This is a genomic window from Cellulomonas sp. Leaf334 (assembly GCF_001424195.1).
Taxonomy (GTDB): Bacteria; Actinomycetota; Actinomycetes; order Actinomycetales; family Cellulomonadaceae; genus Cellulomonas.
This window is the reverse complement of sequence record NZ_LMOO01000008.1, coordinates 125,969-138,524: the sequence shown is the minus strand read 5'-3', so window position 1 is coordinate 138,524 and position 12,556 is coordinate 125,969. Positions and strand designations below refer to the sequence as shown.

Genomic DNA, 12,556 nt, shown 5'->3' with positions numbered 1-12,556 from the left:
CGGCCCGCCTCCTCGCGCATCCCGCGGGAGACGGGCCGAGCCTCGTCAGGGGTTGCAGCGCTCGCGGATCATCTCGATGGCGTCGACGTCGGGCCGCCACGGCTCCAGGTTCCAGGTGGCCTTGTCCGGGGCGCCGAGCTCGTGGCACTCGAGCTGCGCCTTCATGCCGGGGGTGTCCGCCTCGGGTGCCAGGGCGACGACCTGCGCCCACAGACCCTCCTGCGCGGCCTGCCCGCGAGCACGGGCCCACGCGCTGGGCGTGACGGCGAGCGACCGGCCGCCCTCCGCCTCGCCCCAGACGGCGCTCTCGACGGCGACGGAGGTGAACCAGAGGTCGGCGGCGTCGTCGAGCCGGACCACGTCGGGACCCACCTGGACCAGGCCGGTGCCCCACGGGTCCGTGGTCAGACCGGCGACGAACGCGCCGGAGCCGTCGCGGACCGCGGCGGTCCCGTCGGACAGGGCGGTGATCGTCAGACCCTCGGGCGCGGCGACCAGCACGTCGCCGGGGACCGACGCCCGGGCGGATCCGTCGGGGTCGACCGCCACCACGAGACCGGGGACGGAGACGGTGAGCGTCACGGCACCGGAGGTGACCGGGGTGCCGGTCGCGCGGATGCCGGTGGGGTCCATCGGGTCCGCGGTGAGGGTCGGCGTGGCCGACGGGGCCGGGGGCGGCGAGGGCTCGGCAGGGTCCGGGGCGCAGCCGACCAGCACGAGGGCGAGCAGCGCAGCGACCAGGGCTGCCCGTGTTCTCACCCTGCGAAACGTACCGGCTCATCCGTCAGCCAGACGCACTCCGCGGGGGTGACGGTCGTCGGGTCGGCGCCGGTGCCGCTGCGGGCGACGACGGTCGTCCCGGCGGGCAGCCGCCACAGGCGGGATGACGTGTTGAGCACGACGAGCGCGTCGCCGCGCCGGCCGACGAGCACGCCGGGTCGGGTGTCTTGCCAGGTCAGGTCGTCGGTGGTCCACAGCCACCGACGGGCGACGAGGGCGCGGCGGAGCACCGACCAGGTCGACGTGCGGTCGGCCTCCTGCCGGTCGCGCGCGTACACGGGCCAGGTCGCGGGGATCGGCAGCCACGGCGTTCCCGTCGTGAAGCCGACGCCCGGTCCGGACGTCCACGGCAGCGGCACGCGTGCCCCGTCGCGGTTGGGCAGCCGGCCGCCGGACCGCAGCGACTGCGGGTCCTGCCACAGCTCGGGCGGGACGTCGGCGTCGGGCAGGCCCAGCTCGTCGCCGGCGTACAGGTAGAACGCGCCGGGCAGGGCGAGCAGGAACAGGTGCAGCGCCAGGGCTCGCTCCGGTCCGAGGCGCGTCGCGACCCGGGCGATGTCGTGGTTGCCGGCCACCCACGCGGGCAGGGCCCCGACCGCGCGGTGCGCCGCGAGCTGGGCGTCGACGGTCCGGCGCAGGGCCGCGGCGGGCCAGGGCGTGCGCAGGACGTCGAACGCGAACGCCTGGCCGAGCTCGTCGGCGCGGGCGAACGCCGCGGTGCGCTCGGGCGGCCCCCAGGCCTCCGCGACCGCCGGTGCGCTGCCCAGCACGTGACGCCAGGACCGGTAGATGTCGTGGACCTCCGGGCGGTCCCAGTGCGGGTGCAGGGTGCCGCGACGGACCTCGCCGTACCCGGGGTCCTTGGCCAGCCCGCCGGCGACGTCCACCCGGAACCCGTCGACCCCGCGCGCCAGCCAGAACCGCAGCGTGTCCGCGAAGTCGGCCTGCACCACCGGGTGCGCCCAGTTCAGGTCCGGCTGCTCCGGGGCGAACAGGTGCAGGTACCAGTCGCCGTCGGGCAGCGGCGACCAGGCCGGCCCGCCGAACATCGACCGCCAGCCGGTGGGCCGCGGACGGATGTGGAACAGGTCCCGCTCGGGGCCGCCGGCGCGGGCCGCGACGAACCACGGGTGCTGGTCGGACACGTGGTTCGGGACCAGGTCCATGAGCACCCGCAGCCCGCGCTCGTGCGCCGCCTCGACCAGCCGGTCGAACGCCGCGAGATCCCCGAAGAGCGGGTCGATGTCGCGGTGGTCGGCCACGTCGTACCCGTGGTCGGCCTGCGGCGAGCGGTACACGGGCGTGAGCCACACCGCGTCGACACCCAGGCGCGCGACGGCGTCGAGCCCGGCGGTCAGGCCCGCCAGGTCACCGACGCCGTCGCCGTCCCCGTCCAGGAAGGAGCGGACGTACACCTGGTACACGACGGCGCTGCGCCACCAGGGGCTCACCCCGCGTGGACCGCGCGGACCAGCTCCACGAGCACGATCGAGGGGTTGGGCAGGTCGACCAGCAGGGTCGACCCGTCCAGCGGGCGCTCCGTGACCGCGAGCCGGTCGGCGGCCCGCAGCGTCGACCACTGCTCGTCGGTCGGCCAGTCGGCACCGTCCGACATCGACGACCAGAGGGCCGCGATGTTGGAGTGGTCGGCGTCGACCCGCGACTCGCGCACCGCCCACGAGCCGTCGGGCAGCCCGTCCACCGAGACCTGGACCGTCCGGCCGAGGAGGGCGGACCCGTCGACCTTCGACTGGTCCAGGGTGCCGTTCCACAGCGCGATCGCGACACGGTCGTCGCCGTCGCGCGACGCCCACACCTCGACCAGGCTGTCCGCGCCGTCGCCGGTCACGGTCGCCGCGACCTCGTCGCGCCCCAGCTGCTCCAGCAGCCACAGCGCCCACCACCGCGGCTTGCGCAGCTCACCGACGGTCCGCAGACCGAACCCGCCGTGCAGCAGCCGCGGCGGGCGGCCGAGCTCCTCGAACTGGTCGGAGACCACCCAGTAGGACAGCGCGTCGATGCGCCCGGCGGCCGAGCGCATCCCGCGGACCAGGAACGCAGCGGAGAACACGCCGTCGTTGGCGTTGCCGAAGTGCGTCGGGCTGACCCCCCACTCGGTCCACCAGATCTGCGCGTCCTCGCGCCCGTGCCGCGCGAGGGTCGCCCGCACGTCCAGCGGTGCGTTGCCGTAGGTGTGCGTCGAGACGAAGTCGACCGGGGCGCCCGAGGAGGCGACGTGCTCCAGGAGCCCGTCCACCCAGCCTGCGGCCGCGGTCGACGGACCACCGACGACGAGCTGGTCGTCCACCTCGCGCACGGCGTTCACCGTCACGTCGTACAGGCGCCAGAACTCGTCGCGCGTGCCCGACCAGAACACCTCGAGGTTCGGCTCGTTCCACACCTCGAACGACCAGCGGTCGCGGACCTCGTCGAGCCCGTACCGCTGGACCAGGTGCCCGACGAGGTCGGTGACCAGCGCCGCCCAGCGGTCCCAGTCCTTCGGCGGGGACACGATCGCGCCGTAGTCGAACACGGTCACGTCCGGGTCGGACGCCAGGTCGCGCGGCATGTACGACAGCTCGACGACGGGCCGCAGGCCGAGGGCCAGCAGCGCGTCGTACGTGGCGTCGACGCCCGTGAAGTCGTGCACGGGCTCGCCGTCGACCTCGCGGTACACGCCGAGGTCGTCGCACAGGATCGCGTGGGCGCGGACCGTCGCGACGCCGAGCTCGTCGTGCGCCGCCCGCAACGCCGACGTGAGGTCGGCGGAGATGCTCTGCCCACCCACGGTCTCGTCGCTCAGCAGCAGGCTGAGGTGCTCGGAGCCGATCATCGGCCGCCACGGTCGGGGCAGCTCGCGGACGACGGTCCCGAGGTCCACCAGGACCTCGACGCCCGCGTCCCCGGCGGGCAGCGAGGCCGCGACGACCTCGTCACCGGCGGGGCCGGTCACGTCGACGTCGGTGACCGTCGCCACCGCGTACCGGTACGGCACGCCGGGTTCGCCGGTGGTGTCCGCGTACGGCCCGTGCGGGACCGCCAGGACGTCGCCGCCCTGGTGGTCGAGCGGGACGCCGTCGCGGACGACCTGGTACCCGACGGCCCCGTCGACCGGCACCCAGTGCAGCGTCACCTGCCCCACCCCCGGCGCGGCGTACAGCCCCGCCGGCGGTGCGAGCACGGGGATCGCTCCAGCCCCGCCTGGGGCCCCTGTCGTGTCCGAGCGACGCCCGATCCTGTTCTCCCAGTCCGTGCGTGCCTCGGTCACTTGATCACCCCCGCGCTGAACTCCTCCTGGCCGATGAGCGGTCGCAGGACCTTCTCGACCTGCCGGGTCCCGAAGGACTCGTGCAGGACGTTCCCGCCGAGCACGTTGCCCAGCGCGCCGAGCACCATGCCCTGGTCGAGCGACAGGTACCGCTTCGCCTGGGTGTTGGAGCGGACCGCGACGGAGTCGTAGAACCCGCCGTCGCCGTACGCGCCGAGCACCGTCTCGATGTTGCGCAGGTTCTGCACGGCCTCGCGCGGTGCGTACGGCAGCGCGAGGAAGGACGCGTGCGGGGTCACGACGCCGTCACCGAACGTCGGTGTCGGGTTGGTCGCCGGACGGCACCCCTCGTAGCCCGCGTCGACGTTCGTCTTCTCCGCGTCCGACGGGTACCCGGTGGGGTCCATGCCGATCGCGTCGACGCCGTACACGTTGTACGTGCCGAACGGGTCGCTGGCCGGCGAGAAGCCCCAGTAGCCGTAGCCGGCCTCGTCCATGCCGTGCTCGATGTGCGCGCGGACGGCGAGCGGGTGGTTGACGCCCCAGCTCTTCGGGGCCCACTCGGACTCCGGCACGAACATGTCGGGCATGAGCTCCTCGAACATGTCGCCGCCCCAGCTCGGGACGATGTGCATGCCGCGGTACGTGAACGCACCCTCGAAGACCTCGATGCCCTCGTACGTGCGGGTCACGCCGACCGGGCGCTGCTCCAGCCAGTCCCAGTCGCAGCTGGCTGGGAACGTGCGGGCCGTCGCGTAGTAGTGCGCGGCCGGGATCTGACCCCGAGCGATGCCGATGTAGCTGGCGATCCGCGGCTCGGAGTTGGTGATGTCGTAGTGGTTCTTGGTGAAGTACACCGGCGACCCGTCGACGGTCCCGGGATCGGTCTCCACGTTCGGCGGGTCCGCCCAGAACCCCCCGCGCAGCAGACCGGCCCGCCCGGGGATGCCGCCGTTCGCGGCCGGGTCGTAGAACGCCGCGAAGTTCATCGGCTCCAGGAGTGCGTCCGCCTGCCTGCGCAGGGACGGCTCGGCGGTGCGGACCACCATGAGGGCCGCGGCCATCCACCCGTTGTCCACCGAGGACAGGAACGGGTAGATCGTCTCGCCCGTCGGGAACACCGTGAGCTTCGCCGCGGTGGCCTCGTCGTACCAGTTGTAGAACATGCCGCTCGGCTCGTGCCGCTCCATCGTCGCCAGCGTGGCCAGCGTCTGCTTCATCCGCTGCCTGGCCTCGCGCTTGCCGATGATCCCGAGCTCCTGCGCGGAGATCGTCGACCACAGGTAGGCGCCGATGTTCGTGGGCGAGGTGTAGCCGGAGCGTGTCGCCGCGTCGAGGGACGCGTCGATGTTGTCGGCCGGCAGGCCCGTGGTCTCGTCCGTCATCGCGACGAACGACGCCCACGTGTCGTGGCCCCAGCGCTTCAGGTCCGCGCGGTCGTGGCGGGTGAGGCCGTCGTGCTCGTGGTGCCGGCCGCCCGCGGAGGCGGTCGTCGCACCCGTCAGGAGCAGGGCGGCAGCCGCGGCAGCGGCGGCCAGAGGTCGGAGTCTCATCATCGAGCCCTTCATGATTTGAGGCCGGTCGTCGCCAGGCCCTGGACCACGTGCTTCTGGAGCGCGAAGAACAGGATCAGGATCGGGATGACGACGACCATCGAGCCGGCGAGCAGGAGGCCGTACTGCGTCGAGTTCTGGCCGACGCTGTACAGCGCGAGCGCGACCGGCAGGGTGTACATGTCCTCGGTGCTGGACACGACCAGCGGCCACAGGAAGTTGTTCCACGAACCGAGGAACGTGAGGATCCCGAGCGTGGCGAGGGCCGGCTTGCACAGCGGCATGACCACCCGCGCGAAGATCCGGAACTCGCCGGCGCCGTCCACCCGGCCGGCGTCGATCAGCTCGTCGGGGATGCCCTGGATGAACTGACGCATGAGGAACACGCCGAACGGTCCGGCCAGGAACGGCAGGATCAGCCCGAAGTACGTGTTGACCATGCCCAGGTTGCTGATCTGCACGAACAGCGGGACCAGCGTCACCATCCCCGGGATCATCAGGGTCGCCAGCACCAGCCGGAACAGCCACGCCTTCCCCCAGAAGTCGAGCTTGGCGAACGCGTACCCGAGCATCGAGCAGAACACCAGGTTGCCGAGCGTCACGACGACCGCGACGACGACGGAGTTGGTGAAGAACTGCGGGAAGTCGAGTCGGGTGAACAGCTCGCGGAAGTTGTCGAGCGTCGGGTTCTGCGGCCACCACGTCGGTGGGTTGGCGCGCAGCTCGCCCTCGCTCTTGACGGACCCGAGGGCCATCCAGACGAATGGCGTGATGACGAGCACGAGCCCGATGCCGAGCACCACGTAGATCCACGGGCGGGACTGTGGCTCGCCGATGTGGGAGCCGACGGTGCCCCTGGGCTTCGCCTGCGGCTTCGTCTCCAGGGCGGTCATACCGCACCTCCCTGCCGACGGAACCAGCGCTTCTTCTGGCCGGTCGCGTCGTCACGCTCGCCGAACACCTTGAACTGGATGATCGTGAGCACCACGACCGCGGCGAAGAGCACGTAGCTCATCGCGGCCGCGACGCCGTAGTTGCCGAACCCGAACGTGTTGTAGACGAGGTAGGCCACCGAGAGCGTGCTGTTCAGCGGACCACCCTGCGTCATGACGAACGGCTCCTCGAAGAACTGCAGGAACCCGATGCCCGTGATGACGCCGGCGAACAGCATGGTCGGCCGGATCGTCGGGATGGTGATCCGGCGCAGCCGCTGCCACGCCGTGGCACCGTCGAGCGCCGCGGCCTCGTGCAGGGCCTTCGGCACGGACTGGAGCCCGGCCAGGAAGATCACGACGAGCGTGCCCAGCGAACGCCAGACGGCCATCGCGATGAGCGACGGCATCGCCCACGTCGTGCTGCCCAGCCAGTCGGGGCCGGTGATGCCGACCCAGCTCAGCACCTCGTTGATCAGCCCGTTCTCCGGCCGTAGCAGGAACCGCCAGACGACGGCGACGGCCACGATCGAGGTGACGACCGGCATGTAGTACCCGATCCGGAAGAACCCGGAGAGCTTGGTGATGCCGGTGTTGAGCGCGACCGCGATCGCGAGCGCCACGACCATCGTCAGGGGGACGCCGACGACGACGAAGTAGAGCGTGTTCGTCGCCGCCTTGCGGAACGTGGGGTCGGCGAGCACGGTGGTGAAGTTCTCGAGACCCACGAAGTTGACCGCGAACGGGTTCTGCAGGTCCTTGCTCTTGATGTCGGTGACGCTCATGAACAGCGACGACACCACCGGCCACGCGGTGAACACGAGGAACAGCACGACGAACGGTGCCGCCATGCCCCACGCGGCGATGCTGCGCCGTCGGCGCAGGGGGGAGGAGCGGCGGACGCGGGGGGCGGCCTGGTCGGCCGCCCCCGGCGCCTGCACGCCCGACCCGGAGGTCAGGGTCGTGGACATGAGGTCAGAGCCCCGTGCCGATCGCCTCGGCCTGCTGCTGGATGGCCGTCGCGGCCTCCTGCGGGTCCATCCCGGACTTGCAGACCTTCTCCAGCTCGGTGTCGATCACGCTGGAGATCTGCTCCCACGTCGGGATCGACGGCGGCGCCTGCGCGGTCGTCATCTGCTCGCCGAACACGGCGAGCGCGGGGTCGGAGGCGAGGTCGCCCTCCTCCCACGCGGACTGCACGGCCGGCAGGTCGCTCGTCTCGGCGTACCAGTCGGCCTGGACCTCGGGCTGGCTGAGCCACTGGACGAACTTCCAGGCCGCGTCGCGGTTCTCGGAGCCCTTGAACACGGCGAGGTTGCTGCCACCGATGAACGACGCCTGCTTCTCGTCGGCGGGCAGCGGCGCCAGGGTCACGCCGTCGAGGAAGCCCTCGCCGCCGGTCTCGTCGAGGATCCCGATGTGCCACGGGCCGGACTGGAAGGCGCCGATCTTGCCGGCGACGAAGTCGGGTTCCAGCGTGCCGTCGGGCAGCTCCTTCGGCGCGACGCCGTCCGTGAAGAACGACTGGTAGTAGGTGAGCGCCTTGACGAACTCGGGGCTGTCGAACGTGAACTCGGTCTGGTCGGCGTTCATGATCTCGGCGCCGGCCTGCCATGCGAACGGCATGAACGTCTGCCACGCGCCGGTCTGCCCGGCCTGCAGGGTGATGCCCCACTGGGCTCCGGCGGACTGCATGCCCTTCGACGTCGCCATCAGGTCGTCCCACGTCGCGGGCGTCGGGGAGACCCCGGCCTGCTCCGCGAGCGCGGTGTCGACGAACAGCACACGCGTCTCGACGTACCACGGCACCGCGTAGGAGACCCCGCCGACCTCGGTGGAACCCCACGCGCCCTCGAAGAACGCGGACTCGTCGATGAGGTCCGGCGGTGTCGGGTCGAGACCGCCGCTGGTGCCGAACTCGCCCATCCAGGTGGTGCCGATCATGGAGACGTCGGGCACCTCGTCGGCAGCGATGGCCGTCGCGATCTTGTCGTGCGCGGCGTCCCAGGGGATGGCCGTGACGTCGACGGTCACGTCGGGGTTCTCCTCGGTGAAGGCCTGGGCGAACTCGCCGAGCTTCTCGCCCTCGGTGCCCATGGCCCAGACCGTGATGTCACCGCTGACGTCGCCGGTCGCGACGGGGGCAGCGCTGGCGTCCTCGGCCGCGGGTTCGTCGCTGCGACCGCAGCCCGCGGTCAGGGCGAAGGTGGTGACGGCCAACGCGGCGACGCTGACGCGCAGGGATCTCTTCATGCTGGTTCCTCCTCGAACCGGACGGCCTCAGGGGTCCGTCAGGGGTGCAGGCCGCAGCTGTCGCGGACCACCAGGTCGGTGGCGAGCGACTCGTGCCGCGGGGTCGTGCGTTCCTTGGTGATGCGCTCGTCCAGCACCTCGGCGGCGAGTGCGCCGAGGGTCCGCATGGGCTGCCGGACGGTGGTCAGTGCGGGACGCGCGTGGCGAGCAGCCATCACGTCGTCCCAGCCGGTGATCGCGATGTCCCGGCCGACGCGCAGGCCGATCTCCTCGGCGGCGACGATGGCGCCGAGCGCGATCTCGTCGTTGGCGCACACGAGGGCGTCGGGGCGCTCGCGGACGGCGAGCAGCCCGGCGGCGACGCGGGTGCCCGACTCCTCGTCGAACAGGCACGGGGTGACGGTCGGCTCGATGCCGTGGGCGCCGAGACCTTCGCGGACGCCGCGCCAGCGCTCGGCGACGTCGGGGGACTCCTCGGGCGACCCGAGGAACGCGATCTTGCGCAGGCCGTGCCCGGCGAGGTGCTCGCCGAGGGCGCGGGCGGCGTCGAGCCCGTCCGCGCGGATGGAGTCGACCCCGTCGACCTCGGGCCGGGCCACGACGACGACCGGCAGGCCGAACGCGCTGAGCTCCTCGATCACGTGGTCGGGGACGGTGCGGCCGAGCAGGACGATCCCGTCGACGCGGCCGGCGAGGTCGCGCACGGCGGCAGCGGGGTCGGGGCGCCCGTGGGTGGCCAGCACCAGCACGCTGCGGCCGAGCCGTGAGGCGCTCTCCTCGTACCCGAGCAGGACCTCGGCGTAGTAGGGGCCGGACAGGTCGGGGAAGACGATCCCGTTGGCGGCGTGCGTGCGTGCGGCGAGCGAGGTGCCCGCGTGGCTGGGGCGGAAGCCGAGCTCCTCGACGGCTGCGAGGACCCGGGCCCGGGTCGCCTCGGCCACGGGAGCGGACCCGTTCAGGGCCCGGGAGACGGTCGCGATCCCGACGCCGGCACGCGCGGCGACGTCGTAGATCGTCACCGTGCCCAGCTCGTGGCCCGAGGGCGTAGGAAGCGCTTTCATGTGGTGACCGTCACACGCCCCGGGAGGCCCCGCAAGTCGAGCGGAGGTCCGTGATCGCGGTCATCACGCGCGCCGACGAGTCACGCGCCTCCTGTCCTCGCAGGTCAGTCCGGCGTTCCCGAGCCTGCCCGGTAGCGCCGTGATTGCCCGGAAACTCGTGCGCGCGGACGCTGCTCCGCACCGCGTCCGGGCGCCGGTATCCTGGCCTGCGTCTGCCGATGTCGGCTGTCGTCGGCCGCCTGGTCGACGAGCGGCCCACGGTCTCCACCGAGGGAATCGATGACCACCGCACCTGCGCGCGCCCCCCAGACCGACACCGTCGACGTCGCCGCCGCGACCCCGGACCAGGAGCAGCCGTTCGCGGAGCTGGGCCTGAAGCCGGACGAGTACCAGCGGATCCGGGACATCCTCGACCGCCGCCCGACGGCCGCCGAGCTCGCCATGTACTCGGTCATGTGGTCGGAGCACTGCTCGTACAAGTCGAGCAAGAACCACCTGCGCCAGTTCGGCGACAAGACCACCGCGGCGATGAAGGAGCACCTGCTCGTCGGCATCGGCGAGAACGCGGGCGTGGTCGACATCGGCGACGGCTGGGCGGTCACGTTCAAGGTCGAGTCGCACAACCACCCGTCCTACGTCGAGCCGTACCAGGGTGCGGCCACGGGCGTCGGCGGGATCGTGCGCGACATCATCTCGATGGGCGCGCGGCCGGTCGCGGTCATGGACCAGCTGCGCTTCGGCGCCGTCGACCACCCCGACACCGCACGCGTGGTGCACGGCGTCGTGGCGGGCGTCGGCGGCTACGGCAACTCCCTCGGCCTGCCCAACATCGGCGGCGAGCTGGTCTTCGACGCCTCCTACCAGGGCAACCCGCTGGTCAACGCGCTGTGCCTGGGCGTCCTGCGGCACGAGGACATCCACCTGGCCAACGCCTCGGGCGCGGGCAACAAGGTGGTCCTGTTCGGTGCCCGCACCGGCGGCGACGGCATCGGCGGCGCGTCGATCCTCGCGTCCGAGACGTTCGACGACACCAAGCCCTCCAAGCGCCCGTCGGTGCAGGTGGGGGACCCGTTCATGGAGAAGGTGCTCATCGAGTGCTGCCTCGAGCTCTACGCCGCGCGCGTGGTCGAGGGCATCCAGGACCTGGGCGCCGCGGGCATCTCCTGCGCGACCAGCGAGCTGGCCTCCAACGGCGACGGCGGCATGCACGTCGACCTGGAGAACGTGCTGCTGCGCGACCCGTCCCTGACCGCCGGCGAGATCCTCATGTCGGAGTCGCAGGAGCGGATGATGGCCGTCGTCCGGCCCGACCAGCTCGACGCGTTCCTGGCCATCACCGGCAAGTGGGACGTCGAGACGGCCGTGATCGGTGAGGTCACCGGCACCGGACGCCTCACCATCGACCACCACGGCCTGCGCATCGTCGACGTCGACCCGAAGACGGTCGCGCACGAGGGCCCGGTCTACGACCGCCCGTACGCGCGACCGGCGTGGCAGGACACGCTCAACGCCGACACGACGGCTGCTTTGCGCACGCCGTCGACCAACGCCGAGCTCCGTGCCACGGTCCTCGAGCTCCTGGCCAGCCCCAACCTCGCGTCCAAGGCCTGGGTGACCAACCAGTACGACCGCTTCGTGCAGGGCAACACCGCGCTCGCGCAGCCCGACGACTCCGGCGTGATCCGGGTCGACGAGACCACCGGCCTGGGCGTCGCGCTCGCCACGGACGCCAACGGCCGCTACGCCAAGCTCGACCCGTACACGGGCGCCCAGCTGGCCCTGGCGGAGGCGTACCGGAACGTCGCGACGACGGGCGCCCGCCCGCTGGCCGTGACCGACTGCCTCAACTTCGGCAGCCCGGAGCACCCCGACTCGATGTGGCAGCTGGTCGAGGCCATCCGCGGCCTGGCCGACGCGTGCCAGGTCCTCGAGGTCCCCGTCACCGGCGGCAACGTCTCGCTCTACAACGGCACCGGGGAGCCGGGGCTCATCGACTCCGCCATCCACCCGACCCCGGTGGTCGGCGTGCTGGGCGTCCTCGACGACGTCGCCGACGCGACCCCGTCGGGCTGGACCGCGCCCGGCCAGGCCGTCTACCTGCTGGGCACCACGCGCGCGGAGCTCGACGGGTCGGCGTGGGCCGACGTCGTGCACGGCCACCTCGGCGGGCTGCCGCCGGCCGTGGACCTGGACGCCGAGCGTCGGCTGGCCGAGGTCCTCGTCCGGGCGAGTCGCGACGAGCTCGTCGACGCCGCGCACGACCTGTCGGAGGGCGGTCTGGTCCAGGCGCTCATCGAGTCGAGCCTGCGGTTCGGCGTCGGCGTGCAGGTGTCGCTGGAGTCGCTCTGCGCCCGGGACGGTGTCACGCCGTTCGAGGCGCTGTTCTCGGAGTCCACCGCCCGCGTGCTCGTCGCGGTGCCGCGCTCGGAGGAGGTCCGCCTGGTCGACCTCTGCACCGCGCGCGGCGTCCCGGCGCTGCGCCTGGGGGAGACCGCCGAGTCGTGCTCACCCGGCGCCGGTACCCCGACCGACGCTGCCGACCACGTGCACGGTCCCGCCGTCGAGGTCCAGGGCGTCTTCACGCTGCCCCTGACGGAGGCGCGCGAGTCCCACGAGGCCACCCTCCCGCACTACTTCGGCTGACCCACGTCGCCGCTCGGCGGCGAACCGGCGACGAGTGCCGCGTCCGACACGTTCGACAGCACTCAT

At 72.3% G+C, this 12,556-nt stretch carries 9 protein-coding genes; 1 reads left to right on the top strand and 8 read right to left on the bottom strand.

The annotated features are described in order from the left end of the window. Window positions 1-45: 45 nt before the first annotated feature. The 8 genes from ASF78_RS18755 to ASF78_RS18720 form a co-directional block, all read right to left on the bottom strand. On the bottom strand, window positions 46-759 hold the full coding sequence (locus ASF78_RS18755) for a DUF2599 domain-containing protein (RefSeq protein ID WP_056593151.1): 714 nt from the start codon (window positions 757-759) through the stop codon (window positions 46-48). Beyond that, the gene (locus ASF78_RS18750; protein WP_056593150.1) at window positions 756-2,231 is read right to left on the bottom strand and encodes an alpha-amylase family glycosyl hydrolase; all 1,476 of its coding nucleotides are present in this window, start codon (window positions 2,229-2,231) and stop codon (window positions 756-758) included. Before ASF78_RS18750 ends, ASF78_RS18755 begins: the two co-directional genes overlap by 4 nt. Next, window positions 2,228-3,961, bottom strand: a complete 1,734-nt coding sequence (locus tag ASF78_RS18745) for a xylan 1,4-beta-xylosidase (protein WP_235518703.1) — start codon at window positions 3,959-3,961, stop codon at window positions 2,228-2,230. The genes ASF78_RS18750 and ASF78_RS18745 overlap by 4 nt, the downstream gene beginning before the upstream one ends. 83 nt (window positions 3,962-4,044) lie before the next feature. After that, a complete protein-coding gene (locus tag ASF78_RS18740; protein ID WP_369816345.1) occupies window positions 4,045-5,604 on the bottom strand; it encodes a glucoamylase family protein in 1,560 nt (519 codons plus the stop codon). Between the two features lie 8 nt (window positions 5,605-5,612). Further along, window positions 5,613-6,494, bottom strand: coding sequence for a carbohydrate ABC transporter permease (locus ASF78_RS18735; protein WP_056593147.1), 882 nt, complete (start codon window positions 6,492-6,494; stop codon window positions 5,613-5,615). Then, window positions 6,491-7,504, bottom strand: a complete 1,014-nt coding sequence (locus tag ASF78_RS18730) for a carbohydrate ABC transporter permease (protein WP_056593140.1) — start codon at window positions 7,502-7,504, stop codon at window positions 6,491-6,493. Before ASF78_RS18730 ends, ASF78_RS18735 begins: the two co-directional genes overlap by 4 nt. 4 nt (window positions 7,505-7,508) lie before the next feature. Next, complete coding sequence (locus ASF78_RS18725; protein ID WP_056593137.1) at window positions 7,509-8,786, bottom strand: sugar ABC transporter substrate-binding protein; 1,278 nt, start codon at window positions 8,784-8,786, stop codon at window positions 7,509-7,511. Window positions 8,787-8,824: 38 nt separating this feature from the next. Further along, on the bottom strand, window positions 8,825-9,847 hold the full coding sequence (locus ASF78_RS18720; protein WP_056593132.1) for a LacI family DNA-binding transcriptional regulator: 1,023 nt from the start codon (window positions 9,845-9,847) through the stop codon (window positions 8,825-8,827). 279 nt (window positions 9,848-10,126) lie between these two features. On the opposite strand from ASF78_RS18720, the gene purL reads away from it, so the two are divergent. After that, window positions 10,127-12,490, top strand: coding sequence for a phosphoribosylformylglycinamidine synthase subunit PurL (gene purL, locus ASF78_RS18715; protein WP_056593129.1), 2,364 nt, complete (start codon window positions 10,127-10,129; stop codon window positions 12,488-12,490). Window positions 12,491-12,556 lie beyond the last annotated feature (66 nt).

What these genes read in the sequence shown, in the direction of transcription:
- ASF78_RS18740 (WP_369816345.1), bottom strand. Translation starts at nt 5,604, where the DNA reads ATGATGAGACTCCGACCTCTGGCCGCCGCTGCCGCGGCTGCCGCCCTG.
- ASF78_RS18735 (WP_056593147.1), bottom strand. Translation starts at nt 6,494, where the DNA reads ATGACCGCCCTGGAGACGAAGCCGCAGGCGAAGCCCAGGGGCACCGTC.
- ASF78_RS18730 (WP_056593140.1), bottom strand. Translation starts at nt 7,504, where the DNA reads ATGTCCACGACCCTGACCTCCGGGTCGGGCGTGCAGGCGCCGGGGGCG.
- ASF78_RS18725 (WP_056593137.1), bottom strand. Translation starts at nt 8,786, where the DNA reads ATGAAGAGATCCCTGCGCGTCAGCGTCGCCGCGTTGGCCGTCACCACC.
- ASF78_RS18720 (WP_056593132.1), bottom strand. Translation starts at nt 9,847, where the DNA reads ATGAAAGCGCTTCCTACGCCCTCGGGCCACGAGCTGGGCACGGTGACG.
- purL (WP_056593129.1), top strand. Translation starts at nt 10,127, where the DNA reads ATGACCACCGCACCTGCGCGCGCCCCCCAGACCGACACCGTCGACGTC.